The sequence below is a fragment of the Tessaracoccus pujii genome (genome assembly GCF_054483895.1).
The window spans coordinates 2,059,343-2,082,746 of the sequence record NZ_CM137012.1 but is presented as its reverse complement, the minus strand read 5'-3'; the positions used below and the strand labels follow the sequence as shown (position 1 = coordinate 2,082,746).

Below are 23,404 nucleotides of genomic sequence, written 5' to 3'. Positions count from 1 at the left end.
CCCCAGCGGCCATCCGGAGGGCAGAAAGGCGTTCATTCGTGCACGGCCCGCGCCCCCGTCGCGCCCCAGGGTCCCAGCTCACTCCCTCGCCGCGACAACGGAGTAGACGAGCCGGGCGAACTGGCCGAACGCCGTCGCCGACACCAGCCGCAGCCGGTCCGACTCCACCCGACGCGGAAAGAGCGGCGCGCCGCCCGTGAGCGCGACGGGGGCCACCGACAGGGCGATCTCGTCCAGCGCTCCGGCGTCGAGGAACTGGCCGGCGAGGTCGCCGCCGCCCACCACCCAGATGTCGCCGTCGCCGGCCGCCTCGCGGATCGCGGGGAGCGCATCCGCCACGGGCCCGGACACGAAACGGACGTCAGCACCCTCCGGGACCGGCAACTCGCGGGTGGTGAACACGAAGGTGGGCCGCTCCCCGTGGAACTCGGCCCACTTCTCGGGGTGGGCCAGGATGTCGGACTCGGCCAGTACCCACTCGTAGGTGGTGGATCCCTCCACCATGACGGCGGCGCCCGATGGAAACAGCCCCTCGTCCGGGTGGTCTCCGCCGTCGACGGCGAACAGCCATGCCAGCGAGTTGCTCTCGTCGGCGATGAATCCGTTGATGCTGGTGGCGGTGTCGAACAGGATGCGCCCCGTCCGGCCGCCCTCCCGGCGCAGCAGGCGGGTCACGTCGTCGGCGTGCTCGACGACCACCTCGGCCCCCGCCGACGCCAGCTCCTCGTGCGTCGCGGCACCGGTGGTGATGCCCATCGCCCGCATCCCCGCGGCCAGCGCCATGTCCATGTCCGACGTGGCGTCGCCCACGTACCACGTGTCCGCGGCGCGGGCCCCGAGCCGATCCAGCCCGAGCAGGGCCGAGTCCGGCGCGGGCTTCCCGCGCTCCACGTCGTCGGTGGTGACAAGGACGTCGACGAGGTCGCGCAGCTCGGTGATGGTGAGCAGATGCTCGGCCTGCGGGCCGCCCTTCGCCGTCACCACGCCGACGGCGTAGCCCGCGGCCCTCAGGTCGCGCAGCATCTGCCGGACCCCCGGAAGGACCAGCTCGGTGCCGGCGGCGTTGACGGCCTCGTGCAGCGCCGCCCGGTACTCGACGATGACCGCCTCCATGCGGGCGTCGTCGCCGGCGAACTCGTGCAGCTCGTTCATGGCGTCGGCGATCGGACGCCCGATCAGCGGGTACACGTCACGGGGGGTGCAGGGGATGCCGTGTGCGTTGAGGGTGTCGCTGATGTGTTGGGCGATGAGTGGAACCGTGTCGGCGAGGGTGCCGTCCAGGTCGAAGAGGACTGCGCGCGTGCTGTTCACCCGGCCAGCCTAACGCGCACCCCGACTCCGTGGGGTACGGCGAAGGGCCGCCGAGCGGGTGCTCGACGGCCCTTCGGGCGTGGATCAGGCGTTGCCGGGGATGACGTCGCCGGAGGGCCAGGTCTCCGCGATGAAGTCCGCCACCTCGGCGGAGTGCAGCAACTCCTCGAGCGCCTGGATGCCGGGGTTGTCGTCACCGGTGCGCCACACGAGCATGTTGGCGTACGGGTTGCCCTCGACCTCTTCGGACTCGATGGCCTCGTTGGGGTCGAGGCCGGCGGTGAGGATGAAGTTGGCGTTGATCACCGCCGCGTCGACCGACGGGTCGGACATCTGCTGCACGACGACCTCGGGCTGGGTCTCCTCGAACTCGAATCCCTTCGGGTTCTCGGCCTCGGTCAGCGTCAGCACGGTCGCGTCGTCCGCCACGTCGGTCAGCAGCCCGGCCTTCTCCAGCAGCTTCAGGCCGCGGTACTGGTTGGAGACGTCGTTGGTGATGGCGATGGTGGCGCCGTCGGGGATGGCGTCGACGGAGTCGTACTTGTCCGAGAACAGCTTCAGCGGCTCGATGTGCACGCCCTCGCCCGCGGTGAACTCGTAGCCCTTGTCCGCGATCTGGCTCTCCAGGTACGGCAGGTGCTGGAAGTAGTTCGCGTCCAGCTCCTCCGAGGCGAGCGCCTCGTTCGGGAGGACGTAGTCGTCGAACTCGCGGATCTCGATGTCGAGGCCGGCCTCCTCGGCGAGGTTGTCACGCACGAACTCGAGGATCTTCGCGTGCGGCACCGGGCTGGCGCCGACGACAAGGGTCGTCACCTCGCCGGCGGCCGCGGAGGAGCCGGTGGCCGAGGTCGACGGGGTGGCGTCGCCGCCGCAGGCGGTCAGGGCCATGGCGGCCGCCAGCGAGGCGGCGATGGCGGTGAGAATCTTTGGCATCAGGAAATTTCCCTTACTGCTCGGGGCCAACGACAAGTTGGCCGGTTTCGTGTCCAGCGAGATGCTGGGTCCCCACTGGGGAGGCTCTAACGGTGGTCGACGGCGCGGCTGATCCGGTCTCCCAGCCACTGGATGCCCTGGACCATGATGACGATGAGCACCACCGTGACCACCATGACGTCGGGCTGGTAGCGCTGGAAGCCGTAGTTGTAGGCGAGGCGACCGAGGCCACCGCCACCCACGAGCCCGGCCATCGCGGAGTACCCGATGATGGTCACGACGGTGGTGGTGATGCCCGCGACCAGCCCCGGCATGGCTTCGGGGATCAGCACCTTCGTCACCGACTGCATCTTCGACGAGCCCATCGCGTGAGCCGCGTCGAGCTTGCCGGGGTGAACGTCGCGCAGGGCCGTCTCCACGAGCCGCGCGAAGAACGGGATGGCCGCGATCGCCAGCGACACCGACGCGGCGATGGGTCCCAGCGAGGTGCCCACGATCCAGCGCGTGAACGGGATGAGGGCCAGCATGAGGATGGCGTAGGGGATGGAGCGCGTGATGTTGACCACGACGCTGGAGAGGACGACGTTGAGCGGGCGGTTCTCGCCGAGGGCGCCCTTCTGCGTCACGTACAGCACGACGCCGAGCGGCAGCCCGATGAGCACCGTCGCCAGGCTGGAGAGGCTGACCATGAGGAGCGTCTCCCAGATGGCCGGGAGCAGCGCCTTCTGCAGCGCGGGATTGTTGAACCAGGTCTCCAGGGGGATCACAGCGCCGCCTCGCCGGTGGGGGCGGGCGTGGTGAGCTTCGCGTCGGCGCCCTGCTCGCGGAGGACCTCGATCACGCGCTGCGGGTCAGTGCCCGGAGGCACCGAGATGCGCAGGTGCGAGAACGTGGTGCCGGCCAGGTGCTCGACGCTGCCGGCCACGATGTTGAGCTCCGCGCCGACCAGTAGTGAGGTGTGCGCCACCACGGGCATCGCGGCCTTGGCGCCGGAGGACAGGACGTCGACGTACGTGCCGCCCACCGCGTCGAACGGGTCGTGCGGCGGGATGCCGAGCAGGGCCTCCGCGAGGCGGCTGTCGAGGCTGTTGACCACCTCGACCAGCGGCCCTGATTCGACGATGCGGCCGCCGTCGAGCAGCGACACCGAATCACAGATCTTCTTCACGACGTGCATCTCGTGGGTGATCACGAGGACGGCCAGCCCGCCGCGACCCTTGAGGCTCAGGATGAGGTCCAGGATCTCGTCGGTGGTCTTCGGGTCCAGGGCGGAGGTGGGCTCGTCGAACAGCAGTACGTCAGGCTCCGTGGCCAGCGCCCGGGCGATTCCCACGCGCTGCCGCATGCCGCCCGAGAGTTGAGCCGGGTAGGCGGGTCCGGAATCGGGGAGGCCGACGACGCGCAACAGCTCGGCCACCTTCGCGTCCCGCTCAGCCTTCTTCATGCCGATCAGCTCAAGGGGGTAGCCGACGTTGTCCGCGATGGTGCGCGAGTCGAAGAGGTTGGCCTGCTGGAACACCAACCCGATCCGACGGCGGGCCGTGCGCAGCGCGCCGGCATGCGCGGCCGTGAGGTCCACGCCGTTGATCTCGACGGCGCCCGACGTGGGGCGGTCCAGGAGCGTGAGGCAGCGCACCAGGGTGGACTTGCCCGCTCCGGAGTGACCGATGATGCCGTGGATGGAACCGGCAGGGACGGTGAGGGTGACACCGTCGAGCGCACGCACTTCGCGTTTGCCCTGGTGATAGACCTTGGTCAGGTCGGTCACGGTGATCATGAGCGCCTCTCGTTCCCTCTGGTCCACTATTCAATCAGGGCGGGGGCACAGACCCGAATCGAGGGGGCGTTGTTCACCGCCGGCGCAACCGGAGACCCCACGATCTATGACCCTCAGTAGTGGCGGAGGACCTCGCGGGCCACGTCCTCGAAGATGCCCTGGCTCAGGATGGCTCCCACCCGCCTGACGGCGTCGGGATCGATCCGGACGATCCGGTTGAGCCGCACCTCGCTGGGCCGGTGCTGGCTGTCCCACTCGCCGGTGCCGATGTCCATCCAGTAGCGACCCGCGGCCGCCTCCTGGGCGGCGTCCCGGTCGTGATCCTGGGACGTGACCTGGAGGCCGAGGAGCCAGGCGCCGTCGCGGCCGATGAGCAGCACCGGCCGGTCCTTGCCCTCGCTGTGGCCCTCCTCGTAAGGGACCCAGGTCCACACCACCTCGCCGGGGTCGGGGCGTCCGTCGCGATGCGGGCTGTAGACGATGTCGGGACGGCCCGTGAAGTCCCCCGGGTAGCCGTCGGTGGCCGTGGCCCGGTCTGTGCGCCGCGTGCGCGTGGGCCGGGCCTTGGGGGCGGCGCGTCGCCGGGTTTGGGGTCGGGAGGCGCGGTCCAGGGCGCGGAGCGCAACCTCGCGCACCACCTTGAGGGCGCCGTCGAGGAAGGGGTTTCGAGCCATGACGCCAGAGCCTACGGCCTCAGCGGAACCGGGGGAGGCGCCCGTAGACGATGGTGGGCGGCCTGCGATACGCAACCGGGCGCTCGGAGCGCACCTGCTCCCAGTGGCCGAAGTACCTCGTCGCCGGCGGGAGGAACAGCAGGCCCGCCGCCACGACGGCGAGCCCGAGCCCGATGAAGGCCCAGTCGTTGAGGGCGACGGCGAAGCCGGTGGCCGGCGCCAGCGCCGCCAGCCCGCCCCACCGCGACCATCGCCAGCCGTTCCACGCCTGGAAACCGACGACGCCGCACGCCCCGGCGGCGAGGACGAGCAGTGCGGCGAGGACGCCCTCCAGCGTGAGAGACACCCACCTGCCCGGCTCCGGCACCACCCACTCGACCAGCCGTGCCGACGTGGGGTAGCTGGCCGGGTGCACGGCGAGCCACCAGTGGATCCCGTAGGCGGCGGCCAACCCCGCCACCGCCACGTACTGCAGCACCGCGGCCACCAGCACGACGGCCGGGCGCCGGGGCTCGCCCGTGCGGGGGCTGCGCGGCACGTCGCCGTGCAACTCCTCGATGGGCGGGAGAGTGGCGATCTGCTGGGGCTCGGTCATTTGTGACCAAGGGTAGCCGCGCCCGGATCATTGCCGGGGTCTGCGAGTCGGCGGGATACTTCAGGCATGACTCACGAGCACGACTGGGACCAGGCCTATCGCGACACCGACCGGATGTGGAGCGGCAGGGCCAACGAGGCCCTAGTCGCGGAGGCGCCGAAGTTGCACCGGGGACGCGCGCTCGACGTGGGATGCGGCGAGGGCGCGGATGCGTTGTGGCTGGCCCGGCACGGGTGGGAGGTCACGGCGCTCGACCCGTCGCTGGTGGCCCTGGAGCGCGGACAGCGGGCCGCCGAGCACAGCGGCCTGATCGTCGAGTGGGTGGCGGGCGAGGTGGGGCGGCCGTTACCGCACGACGACTTCGACCTGGTGTCGGTGTTCTACGTCCCCCTGCCCAAGGACTCCTCGGCGGTGGAATCGCTGGCGTCCGTCGTCGCCCCCGGGGGTGCGCTGCTGTTCGTCCACCACGCGGACTTCGCTCCCAGGCACGCGCACATCGACCCCGCCACGCTGATCACGCCCGACGACGTGGCGGAGCGGCTGGGCGAGGGGTGGACAGTGCTGGTGCACGAGCGTCGCGAGCGCTCGGTCGCCGAGGGCGCGGGGGCGCATCACCATGACGACATCGTCCTGGTCGCCCGCCGCGACGCGTGACTAGAGCAGGGCTGCCGTGGCGGCGTCCACGGGGGCGACGTCCGGGCGCAGCGCCCGCAGGACCGGCTGGCGGAGGGCGCCGTCGGGGGTGACGTTGAGGTATCGCACCTGCACGCACAACATCGGCTCCACCCAGCGCGCCTGCCGCGACACCGGGTCCGTCGGGACCGGGTCGAACGGGGGAGTGGGGCGTTCGGTGTCGCGGAGGACGGCCAGCAGGGTGTCGCGCTCGGCCCGTCCCAACCCGGAGCCGACGCGTCCCATCGGATACAGCAGAGGCGCCGCCTCGAAGGTCGCCTCGTCGTTGGGCTGCCCCACCCAGAGCGCGCCGAGCGCGTGCAGGTTGCCCGCCTCGGGCAGCCAGCCGCCGATCACCACCACGAGCTCTGAGCGGTGCGGCGTCTTCACCCAGTCGTCGCTGCGCACCCCGGGCTGGTAGCGCGACCCCCGACGCTTGCTCATCACCCCTTCCAGCCCCGCCTCGCGGGTGAAGTGGGCCAGCGCGCCGCCGTCGTCGTACTGCTCCGACAACCGCCAGGCGGGGCGGTCGAGGTCCAGCAGTTCCAGGCGCTCCCGGCGCTCCTCCAGCGACAGCCGCGTCAGGTCCGCCCCGGCCTCCCTGAGCAGGTCGAACACGACGAAGGTGACCGGCCGTTCGGCGGACCAGCGGGCGGCGCGACGCGCGTCGCGGACGTGCATCCGCGGCATGATGGCGTGAAACGACGGGATGCCCTGGTCGTCGAGGGCCACCACCTCGCCGTCGAACAGGGCCCCCTCCGGCAGGCCGGCGGCGCCCGCCGCGACCTCCGGGTACGCCACCGTGATCTCCCCCTCGGTGCGGTTGGTCAGGCGCAGGGCGCCGTCGCAGATCTCGCCGAGGGCGCGCACCCCGTCCCACTTGACCTCGTGCACCCACTGGGCGCCCGAAGGCGGCACGCCCGGTGTGGGCGTCGGCGTGGCGAGCATGGGGCGCATGCCGCCCATCATGCCCGCGGCACGGCCCCCGCGCCCCTGCCGGGCACGACACGCCGTCCCATCCGCACGCGAGGGCCTGTGTGGGGGTCGACGTGCGGGTCGGGCGGCGTGTCGTGCGCGGGAGGGGGGCTGGTCAGGCGCCCAGCTTGCGCACCGTCAGCTCGGTGAACAGCGCGGCGCCGTCGGGGACCACAGCGTCGTCGAACCGGGCGTAGGCCGAGTGGTTGAACGGGGCCGTGAGCGGATCGAGTTCGGGCGGGCAGGCCGACAACCCGATGAAGCAGCCCGGGGCCTCCTGCAGGAGCCGGGAGAAGTCCTCCGCGCCGGCGAGCGGGTTCCTCCACCGCAGGTGTCGCTCCTCCCCGAAGAGGTCGGCCACGGCCCGGGCCACGACGTCGGCCTCCGCGTCGTCGTTGATCGTGACGGGGTACTGCTCGAGCAGCTCGAACTCGCCCCGCACGCCGTGCGCGGATGCGATCCCCGCCACCACCTCGGGGATGATGCCCACCAGCTTCGCCCGGACGGCGGTGTCGAACGTGCGCAGCGTCGCCTCCAGGCGTCCCTCCTCCGGAATGACGTTGGCGATCGTGCCCGCCTGCAGCAGGCCGACGGTGACGACGACGGGGTTCTGAACGTCGAAGCGCCTGGTCACCATGGTGTGGAGCGCGGTGGTGATCTCCGCCAGGGCCGGCACCGGGTCCGCCGCGAGCTGAGGTGTGGACCCGTGCCCGCCTCGACCCACCACCCGCACCTTCGCCACGTCCGAGCTCGCCATGACGGTGCCCGGCTTGGTGGAGAACACGCCGTGGGGATCCAGCGCCGCCCACACGTGAATGGCGTAGACCCAGTCCGGCCGCGACCCGGCCACGTCCAGCAGCCCCTCCTCCAGCATGAACCGGGCGCCGTCGACGCCCTCCTCGCCTGGCTGGAACATGAAGATCACGTCGCCGGCCAGCTCTTCTCTGCGTGCGCACAGTGTGTGTGCGGCGCCGATGAGCATGGCCATGTGGAGGTCGTGCCCGCAGGCGTGCATCGCGCCGTTGGTCGACGCGTACTCCAGCCCGGTCAGCTCCTGCACCGGCAGCGCGTCCATGTCCGCGCGCAGCAGGACGACGGGGCGCTTTCCCTGCGTGGCGCGGCCGCCGCGCAGCACGCCCACCACGCTGGTGACGCTCTCGCCGAGGGTGATCTCCAGCGGCAGCCCGGCCAGGGCCTCCAGCACGCGGGCCTGCGTCTGCGGCAGCTGCAGCCCCACCTCCGGTATCAGATGCAGCGAGCGTCGCAATTCGACGAGGTCAAGAGCCATGCGTCATTCATAGCAGGCCGGCGAGCGCCCCGCCCCGCATCGCCCCTGCGGCTCATGTTCCTCCAGGCGGCTCGTCGAGCCGCTGAGGAGCCTGAGCCCCTGCCTGGAGGAACATTGGCCGCGCGATCGGCGTCGACCACGTGTTCCGGCAGTGCCGGCGGCACTCCAACGCCGGAGGATCAGGCCAGGAAGAACGCCTTGGTGCCCTCGAACATCATCTGTACGGCCATGATCACCAGGATCATGCCCATCAACCGCTCCACCGCCACGAGCGCCCGGGTGCCGACGACGCGCTGCAGGAAGCCGGAGAAGTAGAGGGTCACGGCGGTGACCAGCCACGCCAGCACGAGTCCGCCGAGGTACCAGGGCCAGTTGCCGGAGTCCTGGCTGACGAGCACCACGATGACCGCCAGCAGCGAGGGGCCGGCGATGTAGGGCACCGCCAGCGGCACGATGAACGGCTCATCGTGGGTCATGGGCTCAGCCAGGTTGGACTGCGACGTGGGGAAGATCATCCGGATCGAGATCAGCAGCAGGATGACCCCGCCGGCGGCCTGCAGCGCGGCGCCGTCGATGTGCAGGACGGTGAGCATCGCCTGCCCCAGGAACAGGAACGCCACCATCACCCCCAGCGCGATGAGGCATTCGCGGACAATGACCCACTGGCGCCGGTCCGGCCGGGTGCGCTGCAGTGAGGTGAGAAACAGCGGCGCGTTGCCCAGGGGGTCCATCACGAGGAGGAAGGTGATGAAGGCCGAGAGCACCAGGGTCATCCCGGGATCCTATCGTCGTCGGCGACGCAGCCTCGGACGTGGGCGGGCAGACGAAGGCCCCACCGTCCGAGACGGCGGGGCCTTGTCGTTCAGCGAGATGTCACTCGACCATGGTGCCGGTCTCGAGGAACCGCACGTGCCAGCCGAGCGCCGTGGCGAGGTCGTGCGGCGTGTGATGCCCGTTGGCCTTCTTCTCCGCCAGCTTGACGTACTCGCGCAGCGGCTCCTTGAAGTCCGGGTGCGCGCAGTTCTCGATGATCTTGAGCGCGCGCTGGCGGGGGGCCAGGCCGCGCAGGTCCGCGAGGCCCTGCTCGGTGATCAGCACCTGCACGTCGTGCTCGGTGTGGTCCACGTGGTTGACCATGGGGACGATGCAGGAGATGGCCCCACCCTTGGCCGTCGACGGCGTGACGAAGCTGGAGATCCAGCCGTTGCGGGTGAAGTCACCAGAGCCGCCGATGCCGTTCTGCATGCGCGAGCCCATCACGTGGGTGGAGTTCACGTTGCCGTAGATGTCCGCCTCGATCATGCCGTTGCAGGCGATGACGCCCATCCGACGGATGGCCTCGGGGTGGTTGGACACGTCCTGGGGGCGCAGCACGATCTTGTTGCGGTAGTCCGCGGCGTTGTCGTTCATCCGCTCGGCGGCGGTGGGGCTGAGCGAGAAGGCGGTGGCCGACGCCACGGTGAGCTTGCCGGAGTCCAGCAGGTCCACCATGCCGTCCTGGATCACCTCGGTGTAGGAGGTGAGGTTCTCGAACGGGCCGTGGAGGAGGCCGGCCAGCACCGCGTTGGCGATGTTGCCCACGCCGGACTGCAGCGGAAGGAGGTTCTCCGGAAGCCGCCCTGCCTTGACCTCTGCGCCGAGGAAGTCGAGGAAGTTGCCGGCGATGGCGCGCGAGTCGTCGTCGAGGCCCTTGAACGGCGTGTTGCGGTCTGCCGAGTTGGTCTCGATGACCGCGATCACCTTGCTCGCGTCCACCTTGAGCACCTTGCCACCGATGCGGTCGCCGGCGTTCTGGATGGGCAGCGGCACGCGGTTGGGCGGCAGGGCGCCGATGGGGTAGTAGATGTCGTGCATGCCGAAGAGCTCTTCGGACTGCCACGAGTTGACCTCGATGATCACGTGGTCCGCGTGATCCAGGTAGGTGCGGTTCATGCCCACCGATGACGACGGGATGATGTCCCCGTCCTCGGTGATGGCGGTGGCCTCGACGACGGCGAGGTTGAGGTGGCCGAGGAACCCCTGCGACACCTGCGGGCCCATGTGGGAGAGGTGGATGTCCTGGTAGTACGAGATGCCGGCGTTGATGGCGCTACGCATGTCGGGGTCCGACTGGTACGGCGCGCGGTACGAGATGCCACCGGTGCGCGCGAGGGCGCCGTCGAGCTCGGGAGCGGTGGAGGCGCCGGTCCAGACGCCGATCTTGAACGGCTCATCGTGGCTGTGGCGGGCCTCGATGATGGCCGCGAGGGCCTCCGGGAAAACCTTGGGATAACCGGACCCGGTGAAGCCCGAGAAGCCGACATTCCATCCGTTCTCGACGAGGGCTGCGGCATCGTGGGCCGACATGACCTTCTGCTTGAATGCCTCGTTGCGGATGCGACCTGACATCTGTCCTCCTTGAAGATTTACGGTGCGCTCTCACCCTAGCGGCGAACGCACGCCATTTCCGCCGCGCGGGAGTTGTCCGATCGGCGGGCGAGCCAGTGCAACCGTGTGCACTGACGGGGTGGTCAGCCCATCTGGGCTGCCGTGATCCCATCTTTGCAGGATGCAACGCTGCGCCCCCATGGGGGTGGGGCAAACGTAGATTGGACTCAGGCGACAGCCGGACCTGACGAGAGGACAGCGATGAGCAATCCACGCACCCAACTGTGGCTCGTGCGCCATGGCGCCACCGAGTGGTCCCAGGTCGGGCGCCACACGTCCGTGACGGACCTGGGTCTCCTGCCTGAGGGGCGTGCCGACGCCGAGCGGATGGGCGAGCGCCTTGCTGGCGAGCACTTCGGTCTGGTGCTCAGCTCCCCCCGTCGTCGCGCGATGGAGACCGCCGCGCTCGCCGGCTTCCCCGCACCTGTGATTGATCCCGACCTGGTGGAGTGGTCCTACGGGCCGGGCGAGGGGCTCACGAGCCTGCAGATCGCCGAGCGGGTCCCGGGCTGGCGGATCTGGACCCACGGCGCGCCCGGTATCGACCGGGAGGGATTCCCGGAGGGGGAGACGAAGGAACACGTGGTGGAGCGGCTGGGCCGGGCGATCGACCGGGCCCGCGCCACCGGTGTGGAGAGGGTGCTGATCTTCGGCCACGGGCATGCGCTGCGGGTACTGTCCATGCTGTGGCTCGGCGCCCCCGTGGAGTTGGCCGCCAGCTTCCCGCTGCTGACGGGATCGCTCAGCGTGCTGGGCTGGGAGAAGGACTCGCCCGCTGTCGTCCGCTGGAACAGCTGATCAGGCCAGCGGTGCGCTCTTGAAGGCGAATGCGGCCACCGCGTCGAGGCGGGGGAAGTTGATGGCCACGTCGGCGTGCGCGGCGGTGACAGGCTTGGCGCAGTAGGCGATGGACAGCCCGGCGGCGTCGAACATGCCCAGATCGTTGGCGCCGTCGCCCACCGCGACCGTCAGCGCCGGGTCTATCCCCTCTGCGTGGGCGAACCGCAGCAGGTCCCGCGCCTTCTGATCCCGGTCCACGATCGCGCCGGTGACGCGGCCGGTCAGCCGCTCCTCACCGTCGACCCGTTCCGTCTCGAGCTCGTTGGCGTTGAAGAAGTCCAGCCCGAGGCGCTCGGCCAGCGGTGCCACGAGCTGGGTGAAGCCGCCTGAGGTGACACCCACCTTCGCGCCGCACGCGCGGGCCGCGGAGATGAGTTCCGCCGCGCCGTTGGAGAGGATCATCGCCTCGCCCACCTCGGCGAAGATGCTGGTGGGCAGACCCGCGAGGGTGGAGACCCGCTCGCCGAGGGACTGGGCGAAGTCCAGTTCCCCGCGCATCGCCCGCTCGGTGATCTCGGCCACCCTCGGCCCGACGCCGGCATGTTCGGCGAGGAGGTCGATGGCCTCCGTGGTGGTGAGGGTGGAGTCCACGTCCATGAGCAGCAGCTGTGCCGGGACCCGGGACAGCGGCCCCGTCACCACGCCGACCGCCACGTTCCCCGCCACGGCCTTGAGTGCGGTGCGCAGCGCGGCCGGGTCGTCGTGCTCGGTGAACATGCTGATCCGCTGGCCGTACAGCGTCTCGTCGCTGATCACGTGCCCCGTGGGGGGAACGAGGGCCACGAGTGACTCCGGAATGGGCCCCATGGCGGCCAGCGTGACGCGAATCTCCATGCGCCTAGGCTATCCGGGCGGGCGCGGGGGCAACGGTGGCGCGGCGGAGGATGGGACGGGCGCGCGTCACCGGGCGGCGGCGATGGGCGTGACGACGATCTCCTGCTCCTGCCCGTCGCGCAGCACTGTGAGCGTCATGTCGCGGCCGACGCGGCCGGCGCGGACCAGCGCCACCAGGGACTCCGTCGAGGAGACGGGGTCGCCGTCGACGGCGGTGATGAGATCGCCCACCTGCAGCCCGACCTGGTCGGCCGGGGAGCCGGGCACCACGTCGGCGACGGCGGCGCCGAGGGGGCCGGTGGTGGAGATGTCGCTGGCGCTGATCCCGATCTGGGGGTGCTCGGCCACGCCGTTGGCGATGAGCTGCTCGGCCACGTACTCCACCTGATCCGCCCCGATGGCGAAGCCGATGCCGATGTTGCCGGCGCTGGAGCTGGATGTGGCCAGCGACGCGATGGAGGAGGTGATGCCCACCAGCTCGCCCGACGCGTTGACCAGCGCGCCGCCCGAGTTGCCGGGGTTGATGGCCGCGTTGGTCTGGATGGCCGCCGTCACCACCACGTCCTGCTGCCCCTGCCCGACGGTGTTGTTGGTGACGGCGCGGGTGGTCACCGGACGGTTGAGGGCGGAGACGATGCCGGTGGTCACGGTGTCCGTCAGGCCCAGCGGGTTGCCGATGGCCATCACCGGATCTCCCACCTGCAGCTCGGACTCGTCCGCGTAGGACATGACGGTGAGGTCCGACGGGGGATCCACCAGTTTGATCACCGCGAGATCGGTCGACGGGTCTGTGCCGATCACCTCGGCGACGTAGGACGAGGCGCCGAGCAGGACGACGATGCGCGCGCCGCTCCCGCTGCCGGAGACCACGTGGTTGTTGGTCACGATGTGGCCCTCGCCGTCGACCACCACCCCCGATCCCTGCCCGGCCGAACCGTCCTGGCCGGTGACCTGGATGGCGACCACCGCGTTGGACGCCGCCGCCGCGACGGCCGTCCAGTTCGGGTTCTCGGGGTCCGCCTGAACCACCTGGGTCTCGGTGGGGATCGTCGAGGCGCTGGAGCTGGCTGCGGAGGCCGCGTACTGGTCTGCGAACCGGGCCGCCGTGAATCCGGCACCGCCGCCCACACCCGCGGCCATCACCGCCACGGCGAGCAGCCCGGCGAGACGGGAGCGGCTCCTGGCGGCAGCGGGACCGGGAGTGGGCTGGCCGAAGGGGTATGCGGGCGGGGGGTAGGTGAACTGTTGCGGGGCACCCTCCGCGGAGCTGTCCTGGGAGGAGAACTGGCCGGCGATGAAGCCTGAGGGCTCGCCGAGTGACTGCGGCTGGACCTGCTGCCCGGTAGCCGGCGGGGTGGGCTCCTCGGCGCGGGCGGTCCAGGAGTCGCGGCTCCAGGGACTGGGGTGCTGCTCGTTGCTCATCGTGGCTCCTCAACTAGGTATGCCCCTAGGTAACCCATCAAGTCTATGAGGCGCCTGTGAAACCTCTGAGGGGTCACTGATAGGGCGGAGCGGGAGGTGTCATTACAGTGGTGATCCTGGGACGGTCTACCATCCACGGATCGCCACTGGGAGAGGGTTCACCGGGCGGTGGTGACCGTGACGGTGTAGCGGGGGTCCTGCGCGGCGACCCTGGTGGGCCCGACGCGCTCGTTCAGGTCCTTGCGCCACGGCAGGTGGGAGTTGAACACGCACCAGACCTTCCCTCCCGGCCTGAGGACGCGAGTGGCCTCGTCGAACATCTCGAGCGTGTCCGAGGACTCCTTCGCCACGCCCTGGTGGAAGGGTGGGTTCGTGACGATGGCGTCGACGCTGTGGTCGGCGTAGCCGTCCAGCCCGGCTCCCCACGTGACATCGACGGTCAGCCGGTTGATTTCCGCGGCCACGGCTGTCGCGGCGACCGCGGACCAGCTGACGTCCCGGGCCACCACCCGCTTGCCCTCCTTGGCCAGCCACATGGCGAGGGTGCCGTTGCCGCAGCCGAAGTCCAGCACGTCGTCGGCCTCCAGGCCCTCGGTGCGGCCGGCGCCCGCGAGCGCGGAGATGAGGAGCCGCGACCCCGGGTCGATCTTGATCCCCCCGAACGTGGCGCCGTGCGCGGCGACGGCGAAGCCCAGGTCCGCGTGCTCGCGCACCTTCGGCCAGTCGGTCTCAAGCCCGGCCGGCCCCCAGGCGCGCAGCACCCGCGACTTCGAGCGGCCGAGGCTGGCCGCGACGGCGGTGAAGTGCTTGCCGAGCACCTCGTTCATGGTCCGGTTCATGTGCCTGATCCTGGCGCCGCCGATGAAGGTGACGTCCGGAGCTCCCTGGACCAGCACGGCCATCTCGTCGAGGGCGCCGAGGGATTTCGGCAGGCGCGCCAGCGCCAGGTCCACCCCGGCCACGTCGGACGGGTGTTCGACGAGGAGCTCTGCCGGCACGGTCGCGGCGTCGCGCCAGTCGTCGCACCAGACGCGGACGTCGTCGGTGAGGGTGAGGGCGTCGTCGACGAGGGCCGGGGCATCAATGAGAGCCACCGCCCCCGCCTGCCCGGGGGCCTCGTCCCAGATCAGGTCATCAACCACGTCACGCATGGGGTGAGTCTAGGAGGTTCCGCGGCGCCGGTGGGGACGTCGCCCCGCAGGGCCGGGCGGACCCTGTCCGGCGCGGACCGCTGACGAGGGGTGGAATAAAGGCAGGGCCGGGTGCGTCGCTAGGGTGTGAGACGCACCGACACGAGGAGAGCGCCATGCATCACGAATTCGCGCCGGGGAGCGTCATCCTGGTGGGCGGTGGCCCGGGCGATCCCGGCCTCATGACGGTGGCCGGGCTGGCCGCCATTCGGGAGGCCGACGTCATCGTGCACGACCGCCTCGGTGCCCTCCAGTGCATGGAGGAGGCGCGCCGCGGTGCGGAGATCGTCAACGTGGGCAAGATCCCGCGCGGCGATTTCACGCCGCAGGAGGAGATCAACGCCCTCCTCATCGATCGTGCCCGCCGGGGGTTGCGCGTCGTGCGGCTCAAGGGGGGCGACAACTACGTCTTCGGTCGCGGTGGCGAGGAGTGGCTGGCCTGCCGCGACGCCGGGGTCCCCGTGCGGGTGATTCCGGGCGTGACGTCGGCGGTGTCGGTGCCCGCGCTGGCGGGCATTCCCGTGACCCACCGTGGACTGACGCAGGGCTTCGTCGTGGTGTCGGGGCACGTGCCGCCGTCGGATCCGCGCAGCGAGGTCAACTGGGGCGCGCTCGCGGCCGGCAACCTGACGATCGTGGTGCTGATGGGCGTGCAGAACCTTCCCGAGATCGCGGATGTGCTGCAGCGGCACGGTCTGCCCGGCGACACGCCGGCGGCTGTGGTGGCCGACGGGACCACGCCAGGGCAGCTGGCGCTTCGGGCATCGCTGGCCGGGATCCCCGCGGCCGCCGCCAACGCCGACATCCGGCCTCCGGCCATCGTGGTCATCGGCGCGGTGGCGGCGCTGGAGTTGGAGGACTGACGTGGATTTCACCGTCCGGCTCGATCCCACCGACGAGGTCGGCGCGGCGCTGCTCGTCCAACTGGCGGAGCGGGCGCAGGTGACGCCGCTGGTGCATGCCCCCGGAACCGCCCTGGTGCTCGGTGGGGCCCGCTCCGGGAAGTCGGCGTGGGCGGAGGCCCAGCTCGGCGCGGCGGAGGATGTGGAGTACGTGGCCACGTCGGAGGTGGCCGACGGCGATGCCGAGTGGGAGCACCGCGTGGCCCTGCACCGCGGGCGGCGCCCCGCGTCGTGGCGCACCACGGAGACCCTGGACATCGCCGCCGTGCTGGAACGCGACGATCCGGCGCCGGTGCTCATCGACTGTGCCGCGGTCTGGCTGGACCGCGTCCTCATGGGCGCTGGCGCCTGGGACGCCGCCCCCGGCTGGCGGGAGCGCGTGGAGACCGAGGTGTCCCGCCTGGCCGGGGCGTTGGAATCCACCTCGCGCGAGGTCATCGTCGTCAGCAACGAGGTGGGGTCGGGGATCGTGCCGGCCACCCCGTCGGGGCGGCGCTACCGGGACGAGCTGGGCAGGCTCAACGCCCGCCTGGCGGCCGTGTGCCGCGAGGTGTGGCTGTGCACCGCCGGGATCGCGAAGCGGCTCAAGTGAGGGGGCTCGTCGCGGCCCTCGGGTTGTTCACGGTGATCCCGGTGCCGTCGGTGGCCGCGATCGACAGGCGCCTCGCCGGGCGCGCCATGGCGGCCTTCCCGTGGGTGGGGCTGCTGGTGGGCGCCGCCGGCGGCCTGGTGCTGTGGGGCGTCGTGGTCCTGGGCGCTGCCGCTTGGCTGGGTGCCGCCCTGGCGCTCGCCGTCGTCGCCGCCCTCACCGGTGCGCTCCACCTCGACGGGCTGGCCGACACCGCCGACGGCCTCGGGTCGCGGAAGCCTGCCGAGGAGGCGCTGGTGATCATGCGGAAGTCGGACGTGGGCCCCATGGGAGTGGCCGCGCTCGTGCTCGCGCTGCTCATCGACGCCGCCGCACTCAGTTCGCTGGCGGAATCCGGCGCGCTGCTGGCGGGCGGGGCGTTGGGTGTCGCGGCGATGGTGGGCCGGGCCGTCGTGACGGCGGCGACGGTGTCGCGGGCGTCCGCCCGCAGGCAGGGCTTCGGTGCCCTGTTCATCGGCGCCACCTCGGCTGCGACGGCCTGGGCCACGGGTGTCGCGGTGGTGGGGGTCGCGGCGGGGGTCGGGGCGTTCGCCGGCGGCACCGCCGGCGCGGTGGTCTTCGCGTCCGTTGCGTGCCTCGCGGGCGGCATCGGATTCCTGTGGGCGACGCGGCTGCGTCGACGCCTGGGCGGCATGACCGGTGACGTCTTCGGGTCGATCATCGAGGTGACGCAGGCGGCCTTCCTCGTGCTGGCCGCTCTGGTGGCAGCCGCGCTCTAGTCACCGGGGCATCGCAGTCCACTGGGCCCGCCGATCAGTCGGTGAGCCCGGCGAAGGATGCCGCAGACGACCACGCCTGGTCGGCGAGGGACAGCCGCCCCACGACGGCCAGTGGACCGGCGATGTCGTGGGTCTCGTAGGCCAGCAGCGTCACCGCCGTCACGTCGATCGGATCGACGGAGGGAGCAGCCCATCGCGCCGCCCGGGCGGTCACCTCGGCCAGCGGCCGCGTCACGCCGTAGTGGCCGATCGTCACATGCGGGACGTATCCGCCGTCATACGCGGAGCCGGCCATCAGCGCGGCGTTGAGGGCGTGCAGTTCGGGGGCGGAGGCGCGGAGGAACGGAACCATCGGGAAGGTGCCCCAGCCTCCGACGGCGACGCGGAACGGACCCATCCCCAGGCTCGTCAGCCTGGCGAGGTCCCCAGCGAGCCGGAGAGCCGTGTAGGGCTCGTCGACGGGCTGGGCGCCCGGCGCCGCCAGGGGACCGGCGTACGCGAGCGTGATGTGGGGCTGGCGCTGGTGTCGCGGCAGGAGCACGTCTCCCCAGTGTGCGCGCGCCGACGACACCGCGCCGCGCACCTGGTCCGTGTCGGCCTCGACCGCCCACACCACTGCGTGCGCAGACCCTCCGTGCCACTCGATGAAGTCCCGGTCCTCGCACGCGACGGTGCAGGGGACGGGCCCGTTCACCCTGTCGCCACGCTGCCGGCCCCCACATACCGTGACGCCGCTGCTGTGGCCTTGACCACTGCCTGATGCAGCGCATCGGATCGGCCGAGGGCCCCGGCGGCAAAGCCGCTGTAGAACTCGAGGCCCAGCGTGGCGGCGAAGACATCTCCTGCACCGACCGTGGCGTCGGTGACCGCGGGCCTGGTGGGGTAGGGCGTCGCCGCCCCCTGGAAGCACAGGGTGGCGCCCCTGTGCCCCTGGGTGACGACGTACCCCGTGTTCCTGGCGGCGTCTGCGGCTGACCACCGCGTGGCCTTGGCGACGGCGTCCTGCAGGTCCTCGTCGGAGAAGACGACGATGTCGAAGCAGGACCAGGTCGCGGCCTCGGCGTCATCGATGTCGCGGCGGTGGACCCGCCGGTAGGAGGAGGCGGCCAGCGCCCCGCTGGTTCGCATGAGTCCCTGGGCCAGCAGGACCTGCACCGACCGTCCCTCCAGGCGTGCGGCGCAGAACTCCGCGATGTCGGCCGCTCGGTCCTCGTCCGGGACGAGGGGGCAGAAGTAGACCAGGTCGCAGTTCTGCCAGGTGGCCCGGGGGCTGATCGGTTGCAGCGGGCGGTCCGCGGGACGCCAGTACTGGGTCCTGTCCTGCGTGGCCTTGTGGCCGCCGACGATGTTCCTGTACGCCAACGAGCGCTCACCGGATGGCTCGCGGTCCCGCTCGAATTCGGTGATGAGGGGCAGGAGGTCCAGTCCGTAAGGGCCGCTGACCTGAGCGTGCAGCCCATACTCCAGCCGCAGCTGTCGCGCGATGAACAGCGCGGGCGAACCCCACGACGGCTCGAGGATGTGCCCGTTCGCCTCGTTGTCGTCGATGCAGAGATCACCGATCACGACGACTGAGGGAGGTGCTCCGTTCAGAGACACAGGTCGTCCTCTCGTAGACCGATGGTGAGGCTGGAGCGTCGTGCTCCACAGGTGCACCGGCCTCGCATGTGGTGCTCCTGCGCTGGGGCTGGATCCTACGCCGACTCCCTGCCTCAGATGCGGAGGACTGGGGGGACGCGCGGTGAAGGGCGTCGGCTCTGTCGGCTCTGAGGCGCGGGCCGAGGATCGGGGCTAGGTTGGGGGTGTGGCAGCGTCACGTGTCCCGGAACAGCACCGCCAGGCCCTTGCGCGGCTGCGATCGTCGTACGACGCGATCCCGGCCGGCTCTCAGGTGCGCATCGCCAAGCGCACCTCGAACCTCTTCAGGCCGCGTGTCGCCACGCGCTCGTCCGGGCTCGACGTCTCCGGCCTCACCGGCGTACTGGCCGTCGACCCTGTGGCCGGTACGGCAGAGGTCCAGGGCATGTGCACGTATGAGGATCTCGTCGACGCGACGCTCGCGTACGGACTGATCCCGCTGGTCGTTCCGCAGCTCCGCACCATCACGCTGGGAGGTGCGGTCAGCGGTCTGGGGATCGAATCCACCAGCTTCCGCAACGGGATGCCGCACGAGTCCGTCCTCGAGATGGACGTGTTCACGGGTGCCGGCGAGGTCGTCACCACCCGCCGGGGCGAGGACCTCTTCGACGCGTTCCCGAACTCCTACGGCTCGCTGGGCTATGCCACCAGGCTGGTGATCGAGTTGGAGAGGGTGCCGGCCTACGTCGATCTCCGCCACATCCGATTCACCGACGCGGCGGCGCTGGCGGCCACGGTCGAGGAGATCGTCACCACCCGCTCCTTTGAGGGGATCCGGGTCGACGGCCTGGATGGGGTGGCGTTCGGGCCAGGGGAGTACTACCTGACGCTCGCCACCTGGACCGCCCGGCCGGCGGGCCCGCCCAGCGACTACACCGGGCAGGACATCTACTACCGCTCCATCCGCACCCGCGCGTCGGACCAGCTGACCATGCGCGACTACCTCTGGCGGTGGGACACCGACTGGTTCTGGTGCTCGGCGGCCTTCGGTGTGCAGCACCCGCTGGTGCGACGGCTGTGGCCGCGTCGGTGGCGCCGATCGGATGTCTACCATCGGCTGATCGGTCTTGACCGGCGGATCGGTCTGACGGACCGGTTCGACGCGCTGGCCGGCCGCCCGCTGCAGGAGCGCGTGATCCAGGACGTCGAGGTCCCGGTGGATCGCCTCGGGGAGTTCCTCGCCTGGTTCGACGACTACGTGGGCATGCGTCCCGTGTGGCTGTGCCCGCTGCGGCTGAGGGCGTCGACGGAGCACCCGGTTGCGACGGTGGACGCTGATCGCGCGGGCCGCCGCCCCTGGCCGAGCTATCCGCTGGAGCCCGGCACCACCTACGTCAACGCAGGTTTCTGGGGCGCCGTCCGCGTGGGCCCGGATGCTGCCGAGGGGCGGCTCAATCGGGCGATCGAGCGCAAGGTGCACGATCTCGGGGGCCACAAGTCGCTCTACTCCGAGGCCTTCTACGACCCGGGGACCTTCGACAGGCTCTACGGTGGCTCCAACCTGGCCGCCGTGAAGGCCCGCTATGACCCGGACAATCGGCTGACCAGCCTCTACGACAAGGCGGTGCGGAAACTATGAATGCAACCCGGGGCGCGAGGATGTCGATAGCGGATGCGGTCAACTCGCTCGTCCGCGACGGCATACCGATGCGGTTCTCCGCCTACGACGGGAGCTCAGCCGGTCCTGAGGACGCGTCGATGGAGTTGGTGTTGCGCAACCAGCGCGGTCTGGCCTACCTGCTGACGGCCCCGGCCGAGCTGGGAATGGTGCGGGCGTACCTGGCCGGAGACCTGGAACTGCTCGGCGTCCATCCCGGCAACCCCTACGAGATGCTCAAGCTGATGCAGGACCGGCTCAAGTTCCGGATGCCCTCACCGGCGGAGGTGGTGGACCTGGTGCGTGGGCTGGGTATCCCTGCGCTCAGGCCACCGCCGCCACCTGAGACCGAACGCCCGCCGGCCTGGCGCCGCGCGATCACGGGACTGCGCCATTCGAAGTCGCGCGACGCCGCGGCGATCGCGCACCACTACGACGTCTCCAACACCTTCTACGAGCACATCCTCGGCCCGTCCATGACCTACACCTGCGCCGTGTACCCGAGCGACGACGCCACCCTCGAAGAGGCGCAGGCGGAGAAGTACGACCTGATCTGCCGCAAGCTCGGGCTACGGGCAGGGATGCGGCTCCTCGATGTGGGCTGCGGCTGGGGTGGCATGGTGCGCCACGCGGCCAGTTACTACGGCGTCACGGCACTGGGCGTGACCCTGTCACGCGAACAGGCGTCCTGGGCCTCGGAGACCATCCAGCGCGACGGGCTCGGTGGCCTGGCCGAGGTCCGTCACGGGGATTACCGTGACATCACCGAGGCAGGCTTCGATGCGGTGAGCTCGATCGGGCTGACAGAACACATCGGCGTGCGCAATTACGCCGCCTACTTCGCCTTCCTCCGGGATCGCCTCCGTCCACAGGGCAGGCTGCTCAACCACTGCATCACCCTCGCGCACAACCGGCGCGCGGGGATGGGCTCGTTCATGGACCGTTACGTCTTTCCTGACGGGGAGATGAGCGGCTCCGGCACCATCATCAAGGAGGCGCAGAACGCCGGCCTGGAGGTCATGCACGAGGAGAACTTCCGGATGCACTACGCCCGGACTCTCACCGCCTGGTGCAGCAATCTCGTCAACACCTGGGACGACTGTGTGGCCGCGGCAGGGGAGCCGACGGCGCGGGCGTGGGGTCTCTACATGGCCGGATCGCGTCTCAACTTCGAACGCAACAACGTCCAGTTGCATCAGGTGCTGGCGGTGCGCACGGCTGACGACGGGTCCAACGGGTTCCCGCTGCGGCCCGCCTGGTGACGCAGACCCGCCCTGGCTCAGGTGTCGTCGGGGCGGGCCCGACGGCGTTTGGTTTCGCCGAGTCGTCGCTTGTTGCCCAATCGCCGTTCGATCGAACCGCGCGTCGGGCGGGTGCGACGCCTCGGTGGCGAGGGCGGGGCGAGGCCTTCCAGCAGCAGCGCCGCCAGACGTTCCCGTGCCGCCTCCCGATTCTGACGCTGCGAGCGAAATCCGGCGGAGACCACCGTGAGGACGGTGCCGGAAAGACGCGTCCTCAACCGGTGCTGCAGACGCTCGCGCTGCACCTCGTCGAGAACCGCGGAGGCGGCCACATCGAAGGACAGCTGAACTCTCGAGTCGGCCGTGTTGACGCCTTGGCCTCCGGGACCGGACGCGTGTGAGAATCGCTCGATCAGCTCTCGGCTCGGGATCACCAACCCCTCGGGCAGTCCCGGCATCGGCGCAATCCGCAGCTCACTCACGATTCCAGACTAGGAGACACGCAGCCACCCCACGAGGGACGGGTGCTGGCCGCGGCATCCGTCACGCACGGGTGTGTGCGACGCAGGACTCCCGGGCTGGAAGGATCTAGGCATGCCCAAGGCAGTGTTCATCGACTTCGACGGGACCTACGCGGATCGCGGACAGGTCCCACCCGGCCACGTCGAGGCGGTCCGCCAGGCTCGCGCGAACGGGCACCGGGTCCTGCTGTGCACGGGCAGGCCGAAGTCGATGGTGCCGGCGCGCATCCTGGACTCGGTGTTCGACGGGCTGGTCGGCGCGGCCGGCGGCTACGTCGAGATCGGCAGCACTGTCCTGTCGGACATCAGGTTTCCGGAGAGCCTGGCCTCAGAGGTCGTCAGAGTGCTCACGTCCTACGACGTCACCTTCATCCTGGAAGCGCCCCAGGCCCTGTACGGCCCGGTGGGCATCCGGGAACGGCTGCGTGGTCTTCTCGCGCATCGGCGGCCATTGCCGCGTCACCACGAGGCGGGTTACGGTGGATCCGTGTCCACATCGGAGGAGCGATGATGACGATCCCCAAGAACATGATCTGCCTGTGGTTCGACAAGGACGCCGAGGCGGCGGCCGAGTTCTACGCCTCGGTATTCCCCGACAGCAGGATGGGCGCCGTGCACCGGGCGCCCGGAGACTTCCCCGGCGGCAGGAAGGGCGACGTCCTGACGGTGGACTTCACCGTCTGTGGCATCCCGTGCATGGGCCTGAACGGGGGCCCGGACTTCCCGCAGAGCGAGGCCTTCTCCTTCCAGATCGCGACAGACGACCAGGCGGAGACCGATCGCTACTGGGAGGCCATCGTCGGCAACGGCGGACAGGAGAGCGCCTGCGGCTGGTGCAAGGATCGATGGGGGGTGTCCTGGCAGATCACGCCACGGGCGCTCACCGAGGCCATGGAATCGGACGAGCCCGGCGTGTCCGAGCGGGCGTTCGCCGCGATGCTCACGATGCAGAAGATCGACGTCGCGGCGATCGAGCGGGCGGTCGCGGGGGACTGACCACGATCGACGGGGAATCTCCGCCGACAATCCTCGTGCCCACACAGGCCACCCGCGCGGCAGCCCCACCTGCCTCCGGCATGGAAATATGTGGCGCAGCCCTGCGCGAGAAGCCCGGGCCAAGCGAGTCAGGCCCACGAGCCCAAACCCAGCGAGGTGGCGGAGGATACGAGATTCGAAGACGCAACCTCGTATCTCTCAAG

At 70.5% G+C, this 23,404-nt stretch carries 25 protein-coding genes; 9 read left to right on the top strand and 16 right to left on the bottom strand.

Features of this window, described 5'->3' with window-relative positions:
• Positions 1-78: 78 nt before the first annotated feature.
• From ACX1D0_RS10140 to ACX1D0_RS10115, 6 genes are all read right to left on the bottom strand, one after another.
• Entirely contained in the window at positions 79-1,311 is a 1,233-nt protein-coding gene (locus tag ACX1D0_RS10140) for an HAD-IA family hydrolase (RefSeq protein WP_459017758.1), read from the bottom strand.
• Positions 1,312-1,395: 84 nt separating this feature from the next.
• A complete protein-coding gene (locus ACX1D0_RS10135) occupies positions 1,396-2,244 on the bottom strand; it encodes a MetQ/NlpA family ABC transporter substrate-binding protein (protein ID WP_459017757.1) in 849 nt (282 codons plus the stop codon).
• A gap of 86 nt (positions 2,245-2,330) precedes the next feature.
• A complete protein-coding gene (locus ACX1D0_RS10130; protein ID WP_459017756.1) occupies positions 2,331-3,011 on the bottom strand; it encodes a methionine ABC transporter permease in 681 nt (226 codons plus the stop codon).
• Positions 3,008-4,021, bottom strand: coding sequence for a methionine ABC transporter ATP-binding protein (locus ACX1D0_RS10125; protein WP_459017755.1), 1,014 nt, complete (start codon positions 4,019-4,021; stop codon positions 3,008-3,010). The genes ACX1D0_RS10130 and ACX1D0_RS10125 overlap by 4 nt, the downstream gene beginning before the upstream one ends.
• 113 nt (positions 4,022-4,134) lie before the next feature.
• On the bottom strand, positions 4,135-4,695 hold the full coding sequence (locus ACX1D0_RS10120) for a type II toxin-antitoxin system PemK/MazF family toxin (protein ID WP_459017754.1): 561 nt from the start codon (positions 4,693-4,695) through the stop codon (positions 4,135-4,137).
• A gap of 19 nt (positions 4,696-4,714) precedes the next feature.
• Positions 4,715-5,290: a hypothetical protein gene (locus ACX1D0_RS10115; RefSeq protein WP_459017753.1), complete on the bottom strand. Its 576-nt coding sequence runs from the start codon at positions 5,288-5,290 to the stop codon at positions 4,715-4,717.
• A 66-nt stretch (positions 5,291-5,356) separates the two neighbouring features.
• On the opposite strand from ACX1D0_RS10115, the gene ACX1D0_RS10110 reads away from it, so the two are divergent.
• On the top strand, positions 5,357-5,944 hold the full coding sequence (locus tag ACX1D0_RS10110; protein WP_459017752.1) for a class I SAM-dependent methyltransferase: 588 nt from the start codon (positions 5,357-5,359) through the stop codon (positions 5,942-5,944).
• On the opposite strand, the gene ACX1D0_RS10105 is transcribed toward ACX1D0_RS10110, so the two are convergent.
• From ACX1D0_RS10105 to scpC, 4 genes are all read right to left on the bottom strand, one after another.
• Positions 5,945-6,919, bottom strand: coding sequence for an ATP-dependent DNA ligase (locus ACX1D0_RS10105; RefSeq protein WP_459017751.1), 975 nt, complete (start codon positions 6,917-6,919; stop codon positions 5,945-5,947).
• 133 nt (positions 6,920-7,052) lie between these two features.
• A complete protein-coding gene (locus ACX1D0_RS10100; RefSeq protein WP_459017750.1) occupies positions 7,053-8,225 on the bottom strand; it encodes a M20 metallopeptidase family protein in 1,173 nt (390 codons plus the stop codon).
• 179 nt (positions 8,226-8,404) lie between these two features.
• Positions 8,405-8,998: a MarC family protein gene (locus tag ACX1D0_RS10095; RefSeq protein WP_459017749.1), complete on the bottom strand. Its 594-nt coding sequence runs from the start codon at positions 8,996-8,998 to the stop codon at positions 8,405-8,407.
• A gap of 100 nt (positions 8,999-9,098) precedes the next feature.
• Positions 9,099-10,613, bottom strand: a complete 1,515-nt coding sequence (gene scpC, locus ACX1D0_RS10090; protein ID WP_459017748.1) for a succinyl-CoA:acetate CoA-transferase ScpC — start codon at positions 10,611-10,613, stop codon at positions 9,099-9,101.
• 240 nt (positions 10,614-10,853) lie between these two features.
• Here scpC and ACX1D0_RS10085 point away from each other — a divergent pair, with 240 nt between their 5' ends.
• Complete coding sequence (locus ACX1D0_RS10085) at positions 10,854-11,450, top strand: histidine phosphatase family protein (protein WP_459017747.1); 597 nt, start codon at positions 10,854-10,856, stop codon at positions 11,448-11,450.
• Here ACX1D0_RS10085 and serB read toward each other — a convergent pair whose 3' ends face one another.
• The 3 genes from serB to ACX1D0_RS10070 all read right to left on the bottom strand — a co-directional run bounded on the left by serB (position 11,451) and on the right by ACX1D0_RS10070 (position 14,899).
• Positions 11,451-12,326: a phosphoserine phosphatase SerB gene (serB, locus tag ACX1D0_RS10080; protein ID WP_459017746.1), complete on the bottom strand. Its 876-nt coding sequence runs from the start codon at positions 12,324-12,326 to the stop codon at positions 11,451-11,453.
• A gap of 66 nt (positions 12,327-12,392) precedes the next feature.
• Complete coding sequence (locus tag ACX1D0_RS10075) at positions 12,393-13,748, bottom strand: S1C family serine protease (protein WP_459017745.1); 1,356 nt, start codon at positions 13,746-13,748, stop codon at positions 12,393-12,395.
• A gap of 158 nt (positions 13,749-13,906) precedes the next feature.
• Complete coding sequence (locus tag ACX1D0_RS10070) at positions 13,907-14,899, bottom strand: class I SAM-dependent methyltransferase (RefSeq protein WP_459017744.1); 993 nt, start codon at positions 14,897-14,899, stop codon at positions 13,907-13,909.
• Positions 14,900-15,054: 155 nt separating this feature from the next.
• On the opposite strand from ACX1D0_RS10070, the gene cobA reads away from it, so the two are divergent.
• The 3 genes from cobA to ACX1D0_RS10055 are packed head-to-tail and all read left to right on the top strand — an operon-like array spanning position 15,055 to position 17,208.
• Positions 15,055-15,801: a uroporphyrinogen-III C-methyltransferase gene (gene cobA, locus ACX1D0_RS10065; protein WP_459017743.1), complete on the top strand. Its 747-nt coding sequence runs from the start codon at positions 15,055-15,057 to the stop codon at positions 15,799-15,801.
• Between the two features lies 1 nt (position 15,802).
• Positions 15,803-16,432 carry a bifunctional adenosylcobinamide kinase/adenosylcobinamide-phosphate guanylyltransferase gene (gene cobU, locus ACX1D0_RS10060; protein WP_459017742.1) on the top strand — a complete coding sequence of 210 codons (630 nt, stop codon included), beginning with the start codon at positions 15,803-15,805 and terminating at the stop codon, positions 16,430-16,432.
• Entirely contained in the window at positions 16,429-17,208 is a 780-nt protein-coding gene (locus ACX1D0_RS10055) for an adenosylcobinamide-GDP ribazoletransferase (RefSeq protein ID WP_459017741.1), read from the top strand. Before cobU ends, ACX1D0_RS10055 begins: the two co-directional genes overlap by 4 nt.
• Before the next feature lie 34 nt (positions 17,209-17,242).
• Here ACX1D0_RS10055 and ACX1D0_RS10050 read toward each other — a convergent pair whose 3' ends face one another.
• Positions 17,243-17,902 (bottom strand): 2'-5' RNA ligase family protein, encoded by a 660-nt coding sequence (locus ACX1D0_RS10050; RefSeq protein WP_459017740.1) that lies wholly within the window; start codon positions 17,900-17,902, stop codon positions 17,243-17,245.
• Positions 17,899-18,807, bottom strand: a complete 909-nt coding sequence (locus ACX1D0_RS10045) for a hypothetical protein (protein ID WP_459017739.1) — start codon at positions 18,805-18,807, stop codon at positions 17,899-17,901. Before ACX1D0_RS10045 ends, ACX1D0_RS10050 begins: the two co-directional genes overlap by 4 nt.
• A 205-nt stretch (positions 18,808-19,012) precedes the next feature.
• Here ACX1D0_RS10045 and ACX1D0_RS10040 point away from each other — a divergent pair, with 205 nt between their 5' ends.
• Positions 19,013-20,425 carry an FAD-binding oxidoreductase gene (locus ACX1D0_RS10040; RefSeq protein WP_459017738.1) on the top strand — a complete coding sequence of 471 codons (1,413 nt, stop codon included), beginning with the start codon at positions 19,013-19,015 and terminating at the stop codon, positions 20,423-20,425.
• A 20-nt stretch (positions 20,426-20,445) separates the two neighbouring features.
• Entirely contained in the window at positions 20,446-21,705 is a 1,260-nt protein-coding gene (locus tag ACX1D0_RS10035) for a class I SAM-dependent methyltransferase (protein WP_459017737.1), read from the top strand.
• Positions 21,706-21,722: 17 nt separating this feature from the next.
• Here the strand turns inward: ACX1D0_RS10035 and arfB are convergent, their stop codons facing one another.
• Positions 21,723-22,166, bottom strand: coding sequence for an alternative ribosome rescue aminoacyl-tRNA hydrolase ArfB (gene arfB, locus ACX1D0_RS10030; protein WP_459017736.1), 444 nt, complete (start codon positions 22,164-22,166; stop codon positions 21,723-21,725).
• A gap of 112 nt (positions 22,167-22,278) precedes the next feature.
• Here arfB and ACX1D0_RS10025 point away from each other — a divergent pair, with 112 nt between their 5' ends.
• Positions 22,279-22,716 carry an HAD family hydrolase gene (locus ACX1D0_RS10025; protein ID WP_459017735.1) on the top strand — a complete coding sequence of 146 codons (438 nt, stop codon included), beginning with the start codon at positions 22,279-22,281 and terminating at the stop codon, positions 22,714-22,716.
• Entirely contained in the window at positions 22,716-23,201 is a 486-nt protein-coding gene (locus ACX1D0_RS10020; protein ID WP_459017734.1) for a VOC family protein, read from the top strand. The genes ACX1D0_RS10025 and ACX1D0_RS10020 overlap by 1 nt, the downstream gene beginning before the upstream one ends.
• Positions 23,202-23,404: the final 203 nt, after the last annotated feature.

Excerpts from the sequence above, each read along its gene's own strand:
- ACX1D0_RS10135 (WP_459017757.1), bottom strand. The coding sequence starts at position 2,244 with ATGCCAAAGATTCTCACCGCCATCGCCGCCTCGCTGGCGGCCGCCATG.
- ACX1D0_RS10125 (WP_459017755.1), bottom strand. The coding sequence starts at position 4,021 with ATGATCACCGTGACCGACCTGACCAAGGTCTATCACCAGGGCAAACGC.
- ACX1D0_RS10120 (WP_459017754.1), bottom strand. The coding sequence starts at position 4,695 with ATGGCTCGAAACCCCTTCCTCGACGGCGCCCTCAAGGTGGTGCGCGAG.
- ACX1D0_RS10115 (WP_459017753.1), bottom strand. The coding sequence starts at position 5,290 with ATGACCGAGCCCCAGCAGATCGCCACTCTCCCGCCCATCGAGGAGTTG.
- ACX1D0_RS10110 (WP_459017752.1), top strand. The coding sequence starts at position 5,357 with ATGACTCACGAGCACGACTGGGACCAGGCCTATCGCGACACCGACCGG.
- ACX1D0_RS10105 (WP_459017751.1), bottom strand. The coding sequence starts at position 6,919 with ATGCGCCCCATGCTCGCCACGCCGACGCCCACACCGGGCGTGCCGCCT.
- ACX1D0_RS10100 (WP_459017750.1), bottom strand. The coding sequence starts at position 8,225 with ATGGCTCTTGACCTCGTCGAATTGCGACGCTCGCTGCATCTGATACCG.
- ACX1D0_RS10095 (WP_459017749.1), bottom strand. The coding sequence starts at position 8,998 with ATGACCCTGGTGCTCTCGGCCTTCATCACCTTCCTCCTCGTGATGGAC.
- scpC (WP_459017748.1), bottom strand. The coding sequence starts at position 10,613 with ATGTCAGGTCGCATCCGCAACGAGGCATTCAAGCAGAAGGTCATGTCG.
- ACX1D0_RS10085 (WP_459017747.1), top strand. The coding sequence starts at position 10,854 with ATGAGCAATCCACGCACCCAACTGTGGCTCGTGCGCCATGGCGCCACC.
- serB (WP_459017746.1), bottom strand. The coding sequence starts at position 12,326 with ATGGAGATTCGCGTCACGCTGGCCGCCATGGGGCCCATTCCGGAGTCA.
- ACX1D0_RS10075 (WP_459017745.1), bottom strand. The coding sequence starts at position 13,748 with ATGAGCAACGAGCAGCACCCCAGTCCCTGGAGCCGCGACTCCTGGACC.
- ACX1D0_RS10070 (WP_459017744.1), bottom strand. The coding sequence starts at position 14,899 with ATGCGTGACGTGGTTGATGACCTGATCTGGGACGAGGCCCCCGGGCAG.
- cobA (WP_459017743.1), top strand. The coding sequence starts at position 15,055 with ATGCATCACGAATTCGCGCCGGGGAGCGTCATCCTGGTGGGCGGTGGC.
- ACX1D0_RS10035 (WP_459017737.1), top strand. The coding sequence starts at position 20,446 with ATGTCGATAGCGGATGCGGTCAACTCGCTCGTCCGCGACGGCATACCG.
- ACX1D0_RS10025 (WP_459017735.1), top strand. The coding sequence starts at position 22,279 with ATGCCCAAGGCAGTGTTCATCGACTTCGACGGGACCTACGCGGATCGC.
- ACX1D0_RS10020 (WP_459017734.1), top strand. The coding sequence starts at position 22,716 with ATGACGATCCCCAAGAACATGATCTGCCTGTGGTTCGACAAGGACGCC.